The organism is Pelagibacterium mangrovi (assembly GCF_036662815.1).
In the GTDB taxonomy this organism is placed as follows: domain Bacteria; phylum Pseudomonadota; class Alphaproteobacteria; order Rhizobiales; family Devosiaceae; genus Pelagibacterium; species Pelagibacterium mangrovi.
The window spans coordinates 125,239-140,766 of record NZ_JBAFXA010000005.1 but is presented as its reverse complement, the minus strand read 5'-3'; the positions used below and the strand labels follow the sequence as shown (position 1 = coordinate 140,766).

The following is a 15,528-nucleotide window of genomic DNA, read 5'->3' as shown; positions in this document are numbered from 1 at the left end:
GCAGAATGCTTTCGACCACCCAGAAACGTGGACGCTCACGTTACGATCTCACTTGCGCCGCGAGAGCCATCTCGCTGGCGTTTTTGGTGCTGGGGAACGTTCTGGCTTGGGCCGGAGGCGCCGGTGCCGAAGAGCGCATTACGCTCGAAGCGCAGCGGCATGAGGGCTATGCGCGGCTGATCCTGACCTTTACCGACCGGATGTCGCTGCCTGAACATAGCGTCGCCAGCGACAACGGCGTGCTGGTGATCGCGGCGCCCGACGAGCCCATGAGCGGGTTCCTGCCCGATGTGGGCACTATATTGGGCGAATATGTCGCCGTCGCGCGGTTCGATCCGGACCGGACGAGCATCCGCATGGGGCTGCGCAATACTTTCCAGATCAATACCATGGCGGCAGGAGAGCAGCTTTATATCGACTTGCTGCCGGCCGATTGGGTGGGGCTGCCGCCGGCGTTGCCCGCCGACGTGATCGCGCGGCTGGCCGAACGGGCCGAGGACGCGGCGCGGATCGCCGAGGAGCGGCGGCGTGCCGAGATGGTGGCCGAATACGATCCGCAGCCGGAAATCCGGGTGGGGCGGCACCCCACATTCTCGCGTATCGAGTTTAGTTGGAACGTGGGCACCAAGGCCGAGTTTTCGCGCGAGGGGGACGAGGCCTCGCTGCGGTTCGATTGGCCGGTGCCGATCGATCTGTATCCGATCCTCTCGGACAGGCCGGCGGAACTGGGCGAGGTGGAGAACATCGTCCATGGGGGCGATACGGAAATCACCTTTGCCGTGGCCGATGACGCCGAGATGCGGTTCTACGAGCAGTCGAGCAGCGAATTCACTCTTGATATCGGCATTCCAGGCAGCACGGCGGAAGCCTTCGATATTGCGGCGATTGCGGCCGAGCTTGAAGCGGAAACCGTTTCGGTGGCCGCGGTCGTCGATGAGGCGGCGGACGCTGTGGAGCCAGAAGGCTCCGGCGTGGTGCGGCCCCATGTCAGCACGGTCGGCGCGACGGTGCGGGTGGTGTTCCCGTTCACCGAAGAAACGCCTTCGGCGGTGTTTCGGCGCGGCAATGTGGTCTGGATGCTGTTCGACACTCGCGCGCAGCTCGAGCGGCCCGACGAGCAATCGAGCCAGATCCTCGATGGGCTGGCGAGCGACTTCACTGTCGAGAGCACTGGGGCGGCCTATGTGGTGCGGATGGTGCTCGACGACAATCGGCTGGCGACCATCGCGTCGGAGGGTAAGGCCTGGGTGCTTTCGCTCGGCGATATCCTGCTGTCGGCAACGCGCCCGGTGACGCTGGAGCGCCGGAAATCGCCGCACGGCTATTACGAGATGCTGGCCGATCTGGAGCGGCCGGCACGGGTGCACCAACTGCGCGACCCCGATGTGGGCGATATTTTGGACGTGGTGACCGTTTTCCCGCCGGCGCGCGGCATTGTCCGCGATCTGGGATTCGTCGATTTCCAGGCGCCGCGCTCGGTGCATGGGCTGGTGATCAGGCCGCTGCACGAGGGGGTCAGCGTTTCGATCGAGGACCGGTATGCGGTGATCGCCGCAGATGCGGGATTGACGCTTTCGGCCGATGACGGGTTGCGCTATCGCACGCCCGAGCAATCGAGCCAGAGCGCGCTCGATCTGGTTTCGGTGATGGTGCCCGATCCGCAGGCGTTCGATGTGGAGCGGAACATGATCCTGGCGCGTGCCTCGCGGGCGGAAGGCCGGGAACTCGACCGGGCGCGGCTCGATCTGGCTCAGTTCTACCTCGGCAACAATCTCACCTTCGAGGCCATCGGGGTCATCGAGGTGATGGAGCGCGAATTGCGCCAGGAAAGCCTGGCGCCGCAGATGAACGCGACCCTTGCCGCCGCCAATGCTCTGGCCGGGCGGGCGTCCGACGCGCTGGCACTGCTCAACAGCGACGCCATGCGTGACGAGGCGGACGCCATGATCTGGCGCACCATCGCCAAGGCCGAGAGCGGCGATTTCGCCGGCGCGCGGCTCGACGCGTTCGGTGCCGATACGGTGGTCGACAATTATCCCAATTGGGTCCGCTCCCGTTTCCACCTTGCCGCGATCCGCGCGGCGGTGGAAGAGGAGGATGCCGAGATGGCTGGCGATATGCTCGAAATCGTCGATCTTTCGGCGCTCTCGCGCGATCAGGTGGCCGAATACGAATTGCTTTCGGGCCGGCTGGACCAGCTCAATGGCCGCAATGACGAGGCGCTGGAAAGCTATGGTCGCGTAATCGCATCGGACCGCCGGATGGCCTCGGTCGAGGCGGTGCTGCGCACGATCGAACTGCTCGACAATATGGGCAATCTCGATATCGCGCCGGCTATCGACACGCTGGCCGTGCAATCGACGATCTGGCGCGGGGACCAGCTTGAGATCGATATCGTCGCCAAGCTCACCGATCTGCAGTATCGCCATGGCGACTATCGCGACGCCTTCGTGCTGACGCGAGAAATGTCCAACAGCTTTGATGCGAACCTGCTCGATCCGCTGCTGGCGCGGGCGCGGGAGGAGTTCGCCGGGCTGTTCCTCGATGGGCAGGCGGATTCGCTCGATGCGATTGCCGCGCTCGCCATCTATTATGACTATCGCCATCTCACCCCGCCGGGAGTCGAAGGCGATACGATGATCCGCAATCTGGCGCAGCGGCTGATCGAGGTCGATCTTTTGGCGCAGGCCGCCGAATTGTTGCGCTATCAGGTGGATAACCGGCTGGAGGGGGCGTCGCGGGCGCAGGTCGCGGCTGATCTGGCGGTGGTGCACATCGCCAACCGCGACCCTAATTCGGCGTTGCGCGCGCTCTACGATACGCGGCTGGCAGGGTTGCCGCCGGGATTGCAGCGGCAGCGGCGGGTGCTGGAGGCGAGCGCGCTGATCCAGGCCAACCGGCAGGACCTGGCGCTCGATCTGCTCTCGAACCTATCGGGGCGCGATATCGAGTTGCTGCGGATCGATGCGCTTTGGAAGGGGCGGCGCTATGGGCAGGCGAGTGAGTTGATCGAAGCGCTTTATTCGGCCGATCTGGTCGATGGCGATCTGAGCCCGTTGGGGCGCTCCAATGTGGTCAAGGCGGCGGTGGGCTATGTACTGGCCGACGACCAGATCGGGCTGTCGCGGCTGCGCAGCCGGTTCTCGGGTGCCATGGCGATGACACCGGAATGGCCGATGTTCGCTTTCGTTTCCGAGGAGGTCGATGCAAACGGATCGAGCTTCCGCGAGATCGCGCGGCAAGTGGCCGATACGCAGGCGATCAACGGCTTCCTCAACGCCTATCGGGAAATCTATGCCGGGCAGGACGCGGTGACGCCGCTGAGGGCCGCGCCGGAAGCGGGGGCAGTGGCGAGTTTGTAGGGTTGAGTGGTGCGGCGCTCGTCCGGCCCTCGCCGTACGCTCGGGCGTTCGATTTGACCTCGCTTTCGCGAGGTCGGCGCTCATCCCGTAAAACTTCGGATCAACGATCCCGCTACAAGATACCAGCCGTCGACGAGGACGAAGAAGATCAGCTTGAAGGGGAGGGAGATGATGACCGGGGGGAGCATCATCATGCCCATGCTCATCAGCACCGAGGCGACGACCATGTCGATGACGACGAACGGCAAAAAGAGCAGGAAGCCGATTTCGAAGGCGCGGCGAAGTTCGGAGATCATGAAGGCCGGGATCAGGATGCGCAGCTCGAGATCTTCGGGGTTTTCCGGGGCGGGGGTTTCGGTGAGGTCCATGAACAGCATCACGTCCTGCTCGCGGACGTGGGCGCGCATGAATTCGTGGACGGGGCCGGCGCTGAGTTCGAGCGCTTCGGTCATTCCCACTTCGCCGGCGATCAGCGGGGCGATGCCGGCGTTGTAACTGGCCTCCAGCGTGGGGGCCATGATGAAGGCAGTCAGGAACAGCGCCAGCGAGATCATCACCGAATTGGGCGGCGCGGTCTGAAGGCCGATGGCGGTGCGCAGGAGCGACAGCACGACCACGATCCGGGTGAAGCTGGTGACCATCACGAGGATGGAGGGGGCCAGCGCCAGGATGGTGATGAGCGCGATCAACTGCATCGCGCGTTCGGTCAGCGTCGTCTCGTCACCGAAATCGATCGAGATGCCCTGGGCAAGGCCGGTAGCGGGGAGGAGGAGCAGCGAGACTGCGACGAGTCCCAGGCCGAGCAAGAGTGCCGCGCCGGGATGGAACCGGCGCGTGGCAGCGTCAGGACTTGGCCGTCGCGTCCTCGTAATCTTTTTCCCTCGCGTCAAGCAGCGGCTCGGGCTCCACTGTGGTGGTAGCCGTCATCGCTACGCTTGTAGCTGAGTCGGAAGAGACGCGGCCCGGTTTGTCGGGCTTTCCCCCATCGAGTTGCGGTTCGTTATCGACGGGGCGGAGCAGGCCGGTGTGGCGCAGGGACGTTGTGGTGGGTCGGGCCGGGGCTACGGGTTCGGGCGCGACGACCGGAGCGGTTTCGGGCTTGCGGCGAGGGGCGCGCTGGACCTGATGCATGGCGGGGGCGGCAAAGCCGCTTTCGACGACAAGATCGTTGGGCCCGCCGATGACGATCAGATGTTCGGTCTCGTCGCGCCGCACGATCACCGCCTGGCGCTTGTTGTCGATGGCGATGGAATCGATGACGGCGAGGCGCCGGTTGCGGCCGCGTCCGACATTGCGCGAGGCGTCGCCCACGAGCTTGATGAGCCAAACGGCGAGGACGATGAGCACCACCACGATTGCGAGCGCAATCAACATGGTGAGGTAATTGGTTTCACCGCCGAACAGGCTGGTCAGAAATCCCACAAGCAAGCTCCAGAAAGAATGGTCCCGATCACGCATGATAGCGGGCAAGACTTGCCTATCATAGGGCATGATGGGGCTAAAATAGGGAGAATTCGGTGGTTGTGCGTCATCGTAGTTAACGGCTCATTAACCATGTAGTGGGCAGAATTTGCCCAGTTAACGAACTCTCTTCGGATTCGCGTTTCCCATGGCCATTGGCGACCTGCCGATCTTTGCGGCACTCAAGAACAAGATGCAATGGCATCAGACGCGCCAGACGCTGTTGGCCGAGAACGTCGCCAATGCCGAGACGCCGGGGTATCGCGGGCGCGACCTTTCGCCCTTTTCGATAGCGGATACGGCGCGCCGGTCGGGTGCGAACGTTACCACGCTCGCGACCGATACCAGGCATTACGCGGTGGGCGGTGACCCGTCGCGGACGATGGGCGCGCGGACCATGAACAGCTTTGAGATCATGCCCGAGGGCAATGGGGTGACGCTCGAGGAAGAGATGATGAAGGTCACCACCAACCAGATGGATTACCAGGCGGCGACCACGCTCTACTCGCGCTCCATGCGGGTGATCAAGATTGCCCTCGGCAAACAGGCATAAGGCTGGAGTGCGATGAACGACTTCATGACATCGATCAAGATCGCCGGATCGGGGCTCAATGCCCAGACGGCGAGGATGCGGGTGATCGCCGAGAACATGGCCAATGCGGATTCCGCGGCGCGGACGCCGGACGAGGACCCGTATCGGCGTAAGATTCCGACGTTTCATGCGATGCTCAATCGCGAACTCGGCGCCTATGAGGTGAGCGTGGGGCCGCTGTCGGCCGATACGAGCGATTTTTCGTCGCGCTACGAGCCGGGGCACCCGGCGGCCGACGAGAACGGCTATGTGAAATACCCCAACGTCAACACGCTGATCGAAAGCATGGACATGCGCGAGGCCCAGCGCACCTATGAGGCCAATCTCAACGTGGTGACGGTGTCGCGGCAGATGCTGGGCCGTACACTCGATATCCTGCGCGGATAAGGGAGACGATAGATGACCACCCCCTTCAACGCCGCGACGGCGGCTTATGGCAATATTTCTCGGCTGATTTCCGATCAGGCTGCGGGGAAGGTCGCTGCGCCGAGCGCGTCGTCCTCGGGGGTCGATTTCGGGCAGATGCTGGCCGATCAGCTCAATTCGGTCGCCGAGGCTGGCCAGCGGTCCGATCAGGTCGCCGTCGATATGGTCAACGGAAAGGCCAATGTGGTCGACGTGGTGACGGCGCTGGCGGAAACTGAGACGGCGATGGAGACGATGGTGACCGTCAGGGATCGGGTGATCTCGGCTTATGAAGAAATCATGAGGATGCCGATTTAGGCTGGCGGGCTCGCAAAGGCTGCTGCTGGATTCCGGGAATAAAATCTCGGAATGACAAATCGGGGGTTTCGGAAGTCCTTCAATGCATTGGCCACACGCACCGTCGTTTAGGTGTAAACTCCCGTTAACGAATCGCGCGGGGCCGAGATGACCGGGGCAGAGACGCTCGACATTGCCACATCCGGTATCTGGACGCTGATCATCATTTCGGCGCCCATGATGATCGTCGGGCTGGTGATCGGGGTGATCATCGCGCTGTTTCAGGCGCTGACCCAGATTCAGGAAATGACGCTGGTTTTCGTGCCCAAGATCATCGCGATCTTCGTCACGATGCTTTTGACCCTGCCGTTCATGGGGGCGACGATGGGGGCGTATATGAATGAGATCGTGGATCTCATCATCACGGGCTTTTAGCGGGCGATGACGGTCAACTGGGGTCCCGATGTCGCCTATTATTTCTTTCTGATCTTCGCGCGGCTCGGGACGATGCTGATGCTGCTGCCCGCGCTGGGCGAACAAACGATTCCGGCGCGGCTGCGGCTGACATTCGCCCTGGCGTTCGCCTTTATCCTCTATCCGCTGGTCGTGGCGCAGCTCGGGCCCGTGCCCGAAACCGTCGGGGGGCTCGTTGCCGTACTGGGGCATGAACTGGCTGTGGGGTTCATTCTCGGGGGGCTGATCAGGTTGATCCTCACAGCCGCGCAGGTGGCGGGGGCGGTAATCGCATTTCAGATGGGGCTATCGATGGCGCAGACCACCGATCCGACGCAATCGGGGGTGCAGGGCGCTGTGGTGGGCAATTTCCTCGCCATGCTTGGGGTGACGCTGATCTTTGCGACTGATCTCCACCACATGCTGTTGGCGGGAATCTATGCGAGCTACGATTATTTCCCGCCCGGCGCGCCATTGATGCTGGGGGATGCCGCCGAAATGGCGGTGCGCATCGTGGGGCAGTCCTTCGTCATCGGCGTGCAGATGAGCGCGCCGCTTCTGGTCTTCGGGTTGGTGTTCTATCTCGGGCTGGGCATTCTGGGGCGGTTGATGCCGCAAATCCAGGTGTTCTTCATGGCCATGCCCGCCAACATCATCATCGGGCTGATCCTCTTCGCGCTGCTGTTGAGCCTCACCATGACGCTCTATATCGGGCGACTCGAAGAGCATTTCGCGCAGTTTCTGGGGTAGATCGTGAGCGACGACAAACCCGAACAGAGCGAAAAGACAGAGGACCCCTCCCAAAAGCGGCTCGAGGACGCGCACAAGAAGGGCGATGTGGTCAAAAGCCAGGAGGTGACGACCTGGTTCATGGTGTTCGGTTCGGCGCTGGTCTTTGCCTTCGTGGCGCCGACGACCGGCAGTTCGATCCTCACAACGCTGTCCGAATATCTGGCGCGGGCGGACCTTTACGAGGTGGGCGGACCGGGGTTCAACCAGTTCGTCTATGGAGCGACGACGACGCTGCTCAGCACGCTGTTGATCCCGATGATCCTTTTGGCGCTGTGCGGGATTGTGGGCAACATGGTGCAGCACCGGATGGTGTTTTCAGCCGAAAATCTCAAGCCCAAGCTCTCCAAGATTTCGCCGCTCGCCGGATTCAAGCGTCTGTTTTCGACCGAGGGGCTGGTCAATTTCGGCAAGGGGCTGTTCAAGCTGGGGGTGTTTTCAACCATCATGGTAATGGTGGTGTGGCCCGATCGGGACCGGCTTTCCACCATCATGACCGCCGATCCGATAATGACGCTCGCGCTGTTTCAGGAAATCGGGATCAAGATCTTCATCGCGACACTGATCGCGATAACCGTGGTTGCGCTGCTCGACTATCTCTACATGCGCCACAAATGGTGGCAGCGGCAGATGATGACGGTCAAGGAAGTCCGCGACGAATATAAGCAAATGGAGGGCGATCCGCATCTCAAGGGCCGTATCCGGCAGATCCGGATGGAGCGGAGCCGCAAGCGGATGATGGCGGCGGTGCCCGAGGCGACGGTGGTGGTGACCAACCCGACCCACTTTGCAGTGGCGCTCAAATACGACAGGGAGATGGCCGCGCCCGAGGTGGTGGCCAAGGGGGTGGACTCGATTGCGCTGCGCATCCGTGGGCTGGCAAAGGATCACGACATTCCTATCGTGGAAAACCCACCGCTGGCACGGGCGCTCTATGCGGGCGCCGAGGTGGGGGAAACGATCCCCGCCGAGCACTTCAAGGCGGTGGCGCAGATCATCGGCTATGTGATGCGACTGAAACAGCGCTCCGGGTGGAAGAGCGGGTGAGGTATGGCCCGTTCGGCAAAGTCTCGTTCAAAGCCGATCGAGATTGTTAACAGTGAGTTAATCTGCACTACCCAAGACAAAGCCGGTTTTGCTACCAATAGGAGCCCGATTCGATTGGGCCCCACCGAACGGACTGCGAGGAACGAGAAGCGATGGCGATGGCCCGGATGGACGAGGACAGCTATCCCGAGCCCACGATGGCTCGCCCGTCCTCGAATGGTGCGCTGTGGCGAGTGGTGATCCTCTCGTTGTGCTTAATCGCCGTAGCGGTCGCGTTTTCGCTGATGGGCGAGACGATTTCGCCCGAGATGATCGTGCTGTTTCTCGGCATTCTCGCGGTGATCGGGGTGTTCTCGCTTTTCGCGCTGGCGGCTGGGCTGTTCCGGTTCGTAGGTGGAACCGAAAAGCGCACATTGGCGCGGGCGATCGTCGACAGCCTGCCGCATGGGGCGGTGGTGACGGATCGCGACGGCAAGATTTTTTATGCCAATGCCCAATATTCCGAGCTTTCCAAGGGGGTTTCGAAGGGCATTCCGGTGGGCGTGCCACGCCTGTTCGCGAGCCAGCCGGAGGCCAGTGAGGCGGTCTATCGGCTGTCGCGCGCGGCGCGGGACGGGCGGTCCATCATCGAAGATATCCGGATCGCGCGGGGGCAAGCGTCGGCCCATTGGTATCGAGTGGCGGTGCGGGCGCTGCCGGATTATGACGGCGCGCCGGGCAAATCGGTGATCTGGACGGTCGAGGACATCACGCGCGACCGCGAAGCGCAGGAAAATTTCTACGTCGAGCTGCAAAAGGCCATCGACTATCTCGACCACGCGCCGGCCGGGTTCTTTTCGGCCAATGCGCGCGGGCGCATCCAATATATCAACTCGACCCTTGCCGATTGGCTCGGCTATGACCTCGCCGCGTTCGAGGCGGGCGATCTCGACCTGGGCGAGATCGTGCATGGGGATGGTGCGGGGCTTTTGATGGGGGGCGGGCAGGACGGGGCTGTTCGGACTGAAATCATCGACCTCGATCTGGTGCGCCAGGACGGCACCAATCTGCCGGTACGGCTGCTGCATCGCGCGGCGCGGCTGGCGGAGGGCGAGTTGGGCGAGACGCGTACACTGGTGCTCGACCGTTCACGGGGCGTCGATGGCGAGGAAGCGCTGCGGGCCGCCGAAGTGCGATTCTCGCGGTTTTTCAACAATACACCCATCGCGATCGCCGCGCTCGATGCCGAGGGCAGGGTGGTGCGCACCAACGCGCCGTTCACCCGGATTTTCGGGCTGACCTCAGGTGATCGCGGGATCGAGGGACTGGATGTCGCGACGCTGATCGACACCGAAAACCGGGAGAATCTGGCGACGGCGCTGGTAGATGCGCGGGCGCACAAATCGGAAATCGCGCCGGTGGACGCGACCATTCCGGGAGACAAGGCGCGCAGCGTCCGGATGTTCATTTCCGGAGTCGAGCAGGGCGGGGAGAGCGACGAGGCGGCCATTCTCTACGCGCTCGACATGACCGAGCAGCGTCAGCTCGAGGAACAGTTTGCCCAGGGCATGAAGATGCAGGCGGTGGGTCAGCTCGCGGGCGGGGTGGCGCATGATTTCAACAACGTTTTGACTGCGATCATCGGGTTTTCGGACTTGCTGCTTTTGAAGCACAAGCCGTCCGATCCTTCGTTCTCGGACATCATGTCGATCAAGCAGAGCGCCAACCGCGCGGCCGGGCTTGTGCGCCAGTTGCTGGCCTTCTCGCGGCGGCAGACGTTGCGGCCGCAGGTGCTCGAAGTGCCCCAGCATATCGATGACCTGACGGTGTTGCTCAAACGCCTGATCGGCGAGAAGGTGACGCTCGATGTCGAGCATGGGCGCGAGGTATGGCCGATCCGGGCCGATCTGGTGCAGCTCGAGCAGGTGATCATCAACCTCGCCGTCAATGCGCGCGACGCGATGCCCGAAGGCGGACAGATCACGCTGCGGACGCGGAATGTGGGCACCGACGAGGCTGCGACGTTCGATTATCCGGGCATGACGCCGGCTGATTATGTGCTGATCGAAGTCGCCGATACGGGCACCGGCATGTCCGCCGAAATCATGGAAAAGATCTTCGAGCCGTTCTTTTCGACCAAGGAGCTGGGCAAGGGCACCGGCCTGGGGCTGTCGATGGTCTATGGCATCATCAAGCAGACCGGTGGCTATATCTATCCCGAATCCGAGATCGGGGTGGGAACGACATTCCGCATTTTCCTGCCGCGTCATATTCCGGTGGAGAAGGAAGAAACCGCCAAGGCGGTCGCCGCACCGGTCAAGGACCTGACGGGGAACGAGCGCATCCTGCTGGTGGAAGACGAAGAGAGCGTGCGCATGTTCTCGGCCCGGGCGCTTTCGACCACCGGCTACGAGGTGTTCGAGGCCGGATCGGGCGAGGAAGCGCTCGAGGTACTCGAAGAGATCAATGGCGAACTCGACCTCATCATTTCCGACGTTGTGATGCCGGAGATGGACGGGCCGACGCTGCTCACCCATGTGCGCAGGCTTTACCCCGACCTCAAGGTGATTTTCGTTTCCGGCTATGCCGAGGAGAGCGTGCGTCAGGGGCTGGCGGACGACAGGAGCGTCGAGTTCCTGCCCAAGCCCTATACGCTCGACCAGATTAATTCCAAAGTCAAGGAAGTGCTCTCAGGCTCTCCGAGCCCGCGCGAGGATTAGGGCCGGTCGTTTTCGTCAGGCTTGTCCTTGGCGGTGGAACTGAAGGCCAGCCCAAGCGCCGCGCCGATGGCGATGCCGATCCCTATGCCCAAGGCCAGATTGTCGATGCCGACGCCGATGGCGGTTCCGATCGCGATTCCAATGGAGATTCCCGTTCCGAGGTTCATTTGCTCTGGCTTTCGGATTGAATTGGTTCGAGGACAGAAGTTCCGGGAGCGCGGCTGGTTCCGGAAATCCTTTTTTGTTCGCACTTTGTCCCTTGACATTACAGCAACGAAATGAGAACAAATATGCAACATGCAATTAGATGTTCAGGGCCTTTCCATCGCGTTGCAAGCGCGGGGCTTTTGGTGAAATAAGGAGAGCTAAGAATGGCGGTTTCACAGCTTCGCGTTGTAGACGGGGGTTCGATGGACAAGAACAAGGCACTCGAAGCGGCTCTGGGCCAGATCGAGCGCAATTTCGGCAAGGGTTCGATCATGCGGCTGGGGGAGAACACCTCGGTCAATGTCGAATCGATCCCCACGGGCTCGCTCGGGCTCGATATCGCGCTCGGGATCGGCGGCCTGCCGCGCGGGCGTATTATTGAGATTTTCGGGCCGGAAAGCTCGGGCAAGACGACGCTGGCACTCCATGTGGTGGCCGAGGCGCAGAAGGCAGGAGGCATTTGCGCCTTCGTCGACGCCGAACACGCGCTCGATCCCGTTTATGCCCGCAAGCTGGGCGTCAATGTGGACGATCTGTTGATCTCCCAGCCCGATGCCGGCGAACAGGCGCTGGAAATCGCCGATACGCTCGTGCGTTCGGGGGCGATCGACGTTCTGGTCGTGGACTCGGTGGCCGCGCTGACCCCGCGTGCCGAGCTGGAAGGGGAGATGGGTGATTCCCTTCCCGGCCTGCAGGCTCGCCTGATGAGCCAGGCGATGCGCAAGCTCACCGCCTCGATCTCGCGGTCCAAGGCGATGGTGATCTTCATCAACCAGATCCGCATGAAGATCGGCGTGATGTTCGGCTCGCCCGAAACGACGACCGGCGGCAATGCGCTCAAATTCTATTCCTCGGTGCGTCTCGATATCCGACGCATCGGCGCGATCAAGGACCGCGAGGAAGTCGTGGGCAACCAGACCCGCGTCAAGGTCGTCAAGAACAAGCTTGCGCCTCCGTTCCGTCAGGTGGAGTTCGACATCATGTATGGCGAAGGTATTTCCAAGACGGGCGAACTGCTCGACCTCGGGGTTAAGTCAGGGATCGTCGAGAAATCGGGCGCCTGGTTCTCATATGACAGCCAGCGGCTGGGGCAGGGTCGCGAGAATTCGCGGCAGTTCCTCAAGGACAATCCCGAAATCGCCAACCAGATCGAAAACGGTGTGCGTGAAAGCGCCGGGCTGCTTGCCGCGGAGTTGATCACAGCCGGCGACGAAAACGACGGCGACAGCGACGAGTGATGCGGACAAGGGAGTACCCGCCGAGGGTTGAAACCACCAGTGGGGAAACCAATTTTAGCGATGACCTCCCTGGCGCCGGGCAACCGGCGCCTTTCTTGTTTTTGTGGCCGGCTGTTCGCATTGCGCTCGCCGAAAGCACACGCTAGAAGGCATGCTCAGGTTTTCGGGCTGGCCAGCGGGGCATGCGAACTCGCTTATCCGGCGCGTGAGAGAACAATATTATCGGTGTGGCGCGTTCTGCCGCAGACAGGTTTCCGGGCTCGATCATGACAAGCGTAAACGATATTCGTTCGACCTTCCTCGACTTCTTTGCCAAGAACGGTCACGAGAAGGTCGCCTCGAGCCCGTTGGTGCCGCGCAACGATCCGACGTTGATGTTTACCAACGCGGGCATGGTGCAGTTCAAGAACGTTTTCACCGGGCTTGAAAAGCGTCCCTATAGCCGCGCAACCAGTTCGCAGAAATGCGTGCGCGCCGGTGGAAAGCACAACGACCTCGACAATGTCGGCTTCACCGCCCGTCACCTGACCTTCTTCGAGATGCTGGGCAATTTCTCGTTCGGTGACTATTTCAAGGAACAGGCGATCGAGCTGGCCTGGAATCTGGTTACCAAGGAATTCGGCCTCGACAAGGACAAGTTGTTGGTCACCGTCTATCACACCGACGACGAGGCGGCCGAATACTGGAATAAGATCGCCGGGTTTTCCGACGACAAGATCATCCGCATCCCGACCTCCGACAATTTCTGGACCATGGGCGATACCGGCCCGTGCGGTCCGTGCTCGGAAATCTTCATCGACCGTGGCGAGCACATCTGGGGCGGCCCTCCGGGCAGTCCGGAAGAGGATGGCGACAGGTTCCTCGAATTCTGGAACCTGGTTTTCATGCAATACGAGCAATTCGCCGACGGTACGCAGGAACCTCTGCCCAATCCCTCGATCGACACCGGCATGGGCCTCGAGCGCATGGCTTCGATTCTGCAGGGGGTCGAGAGTGTCTTCGAAACCGATATGTTCCGGCACGTGATCGATGCGACCGCATCGGCGGTCGGCAAAGCACCGACACCTGAAACGGCGGCCTCCTATCGCGTCATCGCCGACCATCTGCGCTCTATGTCCTTCCTGATCGCCGATGGTGTTCTGCCAGCCAATGAAGGCCGGGGCTATGTGCTGCGGCGCATCATGCGCCGCGCCATGCGACACGCCACGCTTTTGGGCACCAACAACCCAACGATCTACAAGCTCGTGCCGGCGCTGGTTCGGGAAATGGGGCAGGCTTATCCGGATTTGGTCCAGGGCGAAGCCATGATTTCCGAGACAGTCCTTCTTGAAGAAGAACGCTTCCTCAAGACATTGAGCCGGGGTCTTCAGATTCTGGAGGAGGAAACGACCGGGCTTGGAAAGGGCGACACCTTGGCCGGCGAGGCCGCTTTCAAGCTCTACGACACTTACGGTTTTCCGCTCGATCTAACTCAGGACGCGCTGCGCCTGCGCGGCGTTTCTGTCGATCAGGCCGGGTTCGACGCGGCAATGGCGCGCCAGAAGGCAGAGGCGCGCAAAAGCTGGTCGGGCTCGGGCGATGCTGCAACCAGCGCCGTTTGGTTCGCCGTAGCCGACAAAGCTGGGCCGACCGAATTCCTCGGTTACGAGACCGAGGAAAGCGATGGCGCCGTCGCCGCGCTGGTCCAAGATGGCGCGAGCGTCGATGCGCTCAACGCCGGCGACGAAGGGTTTATCGTCCTCAACCAGACCCCGTTCTATGGCGAGAGCGGCGGACAGGTGGGGGATACCGGTGTGATGCAGAGCGAAGATGGCGCGCGTGCCGTGGTGCTCGAGACGACCAAGCAGGCCGGCGGGGTTTTCGCGCACAGGGTCAAGGTGGAGGCGGGCAGCATTTCGGTTGGCGATGCGCTGACGCTCAAGGTCGATCATGGCCGCCGCTCGGCGATCCGCGCCAACCATTCGGCGACGCACCTGTTGCACGAGGCGCTGCGGGAAGTGCTGGGCGCGCATGTGGCGCAGAAGGGCTCGCTGGTGTCGCCCGACCGGCTGCGCTTCGACTTTTCGCACGCCAAGCCGATGAGTGAGGCCGAGATTGCCGAAGTCGAACGCATGGCCAATGCGATCGTACTTCAGAATGCACCCGTCGAAACGCGGCTGATGGCGGTCGATGACGCCGTCGAGGCCGGAGCGATGGCGTTGTTCGGCGAAAAATACGGCGACGAAGTGCGCGTGGTTTCCATGGGCACGACGACCGAGGGCGGCAAGGCCGGCAAGACCTATTCGATGGAATTGTGTGGTGGCACGCATGTGCGGCGTACCGGCGATATCGGGCTGGTCAAGGTCATCCAGGAAAGCTCGGTGGCGGCCGGGGTGCGACGCGTGGAGGCGCTGACGGCCGATGGCGCGCGCGCCTATCTCAATGAACAGGAAGATCAGCTCAAATCGATAGCTTCGGCGCTCAAGGTTTCGCCGCGCGATGCGGCTGCGCGGGTCAACGCGCTCGTCGAGGAACGCAGGGCGCTTGAACGCCAACTTGCCGAAACGCGCCAGAAGCTGGCAATTGGCGGGACCAGCGCCAGCAACGGCGCGGCGAGCGAAACGATCAACGGCGTCACCTTCATGGGCCGTGTGGTCGAAGGGTTGCAGCCCAAGGATCTGCGCGGGCTGGTCGACCAGGGCAAGAAGCAACTCGGCTCGGGCATCGTCGTCGTCGTAGGGACGACCGAGGATGGCAAGGCCGGTATCGCCGTGGGTGTCAGCGAAGATCTCGTTTCGCGCTATAGCGCTGTCGATCTGGTCCGTATCGGCTCGACCACGCTGGGCGGGCAGGGCGGCGGCGGGCGGCCCGACATGGCCCAGGCCGGGGGGCCGGACGGGGCGCAGGCGCAGGCGGCGCTCGAAGCGATCAGGGCGCAGATTTCGGCCTGATACGGACGGGCATGAGGCAGGCTATTCCGGTCTGTCCTGGATTTGCTG

13 protein-coding genes are annotated in these 15,528 nt (G+C 62.2%); 10 read left to right on the top strand and 3 right to left on the bottom strand.

Annotation, left to right across the window (positions count from 1 at the left end; all coding sequences use genetic code 11):
- Window positions 1–5: 5 nt before the first annotated feature.
- On the top strand, window positions 6–3,362 hold the full coding sequence (locus tag V4T21_RS10235; protein ID WP_332716162.1) for a hypothetical protein: 3,357 nt from the start codon (window positions 6–8) through the stop codon (window positions 3,360–3,362).
- A gap of 80 nt (window positions 3,363–3,442) precedes the next feature.
- Here the strand turns inward: V4T21_RS10235 and fliP are convergent, their stop codons facing one another.
- Window positions 3,443–4,168, bottom strand: a complete 726-nt coding sequence (gene fliP / locus V4T21_RS10230; protein WP_332716160.1) for a flagellar type III secretion system pore protein FliP — start codon at window positions 4,166–4,168, stop codon at window positions 3,443–3,445.
- Between the two features lie 37 nt (window positions 4,169–4,205).
- Complete coding sequence (locus tag V4T21_RS10225) at window positions 4,206–4,784, bottom strand: hypothetical protein (protein WP_332716158.1); 579 nt, start codon at window positions 4,782–4,784, stop codon at window positions 4,206–4,208.
- A gap of 187 nt (window positions 4,785–4,971) precedes the next feature.
- On the opposite strand from V4T21_RS10225, the gene flgB reads away from it, so the two are divergent.
- The 7 genes from flgB (at window position 4,972) to cckA (ending at window position 11,105) form a co-directional block, all read left to right on the top strand.
- Complete coding sequence (flgB, locus tag V4T21_RS10220; RefSeq protein WP_332716155.1) at window positions 4,972–5,376, top strand: flagellar basal body rod protein FlgB; 405 nt, start codon at window positions 4,972–4,974, stop codon at window positions 5,374–5,376.
- A gap of 12 nt (window positions 5,377–5,388) precedes the next feature.
- Window positions 5,389–5,802: a flagellar basal body rod protein FlgC gene (gene flgC, locus V4T21_RS10215; RefSeq protein WP_332716153.1), complete on the top strand. Its 414-nt coding sequence runs from the start codon at window positions 5,389–5,391 to the stop codon at window positions 5,800–5,802.
- 12 nt (window positions 5,803–5,814) lie between these two features.
- A complete protein-coding gene (gene fliE, locus V4T21_RS10210; RefSeq protein WP_332716151.1) occupies window positions 5,815–6,138 on the top strand; it encodes a flagellar hook-basal body complex protein FliE in 324 nt (107 codons plus the stop codon).
- A gap of 147 nt (window positions 6,139–6,285) precedes the next feature.
- Window positions 6,286–6,552 carry a flagellar biosynthesis protein FliQ gene (gene fliQ / locus V4T21_RS10205; RefSeq protein ID WP_332716148.1) on the top strand — a complete coding sequence of 89 codons (267 nt, stop codon included), beginning with the start codon at window positions 6,286–6,288 and terminating at the stop codon, window positions 6,550–6,552.
- Window positions 6,553–6,558: 6 nt separating this feature from the next.
- On the top strand, window positions 6,559–7,320 hold the full coding sequence (gene fliR / locus V4T21_RS10200) for a flagellar biosynthetic protein FliR (RefSeq protein ID WP_332716146.1): 762 nt from the start codon (window positions 6,559–6,561) through the stop codon (window positions 7,318–7,320).
- 3 nt (window positions 7,321–7,323) lie between these two features.
- The gene (gene flhB / locus V4T21_RS10195) at window positions 7,324–8,406 is read left to right on the top strand and encodes a flagellar biosynthesis protein FlhB (protein ID WP_332716144.1); all 1,083 of its coding nucleotides are present in this window, start codon (window positions 7,324–7,326) and stop codon (window positions 8,404–8,406) included.
- A 152-nt stretch (window positions 8,407–8,558) separates the two neighbouring features.
- Entirely contained in the window at window positions 8,559–11,105 is a 2,547-nt protein-coding gene (gene cckA, locus V4T21_RS10190; RefSeq protein ID WP_332716142.1) for a cell cycle histidine kinase CckA, read from the top strand.
- Here cckA and V4T21_RS10185 read toward each other — a convergent pair.
- Window positions 11,102–11,272, bottom strand: coding sequence for a glycine zipper domain-containing protein (locus V4T21_RS10185; protein WP_332716140.1), 171 nt, complete (start codon window positions 11,270–11,272; stop codon window positions 11,102–11,104). The genes cckA and V4T21_RS10185 overlap by 4 nt on opposite strands.
- A gap of 204 nt (window positions 11,273–11,476) precedes the next feature.
- Here V4T21_RS10185 and recA point away from each other — a divergent pair, with 204 nt between their 5' ends.
- Window positions 11,477–12,550 carry a recombinase RecA gene (recA, locus tag V4T21_RS10180; protein WP_332716138.1) on the top strand — a complete coding sequence of 358 codons (1,074 nt, stop codon included), beginning with the start codon at window positions 11,477–11,479 and terminating at the stop codon, window positions 12,548–12,550.
- A 266-nt stretch (window positions 12,551–12,816) separates the two neighbouring features.
- Window positions 12,817–15,480 carry an alanine--tRNA ligase gene (alaS, locus tag V4T21_RS10175; protein ID WP_332716136.1) on the top strand — a complete coding sequence of 888 codons (2,664 nt, stop codon included), beginning with the start codon at window positions 12,817–12,819 and terminating at the stop codon, window positions 15,478–15,480.
- The last annotated feature ends 48 nt before the right edge of the window (window positions 15,481–15,528 follow it).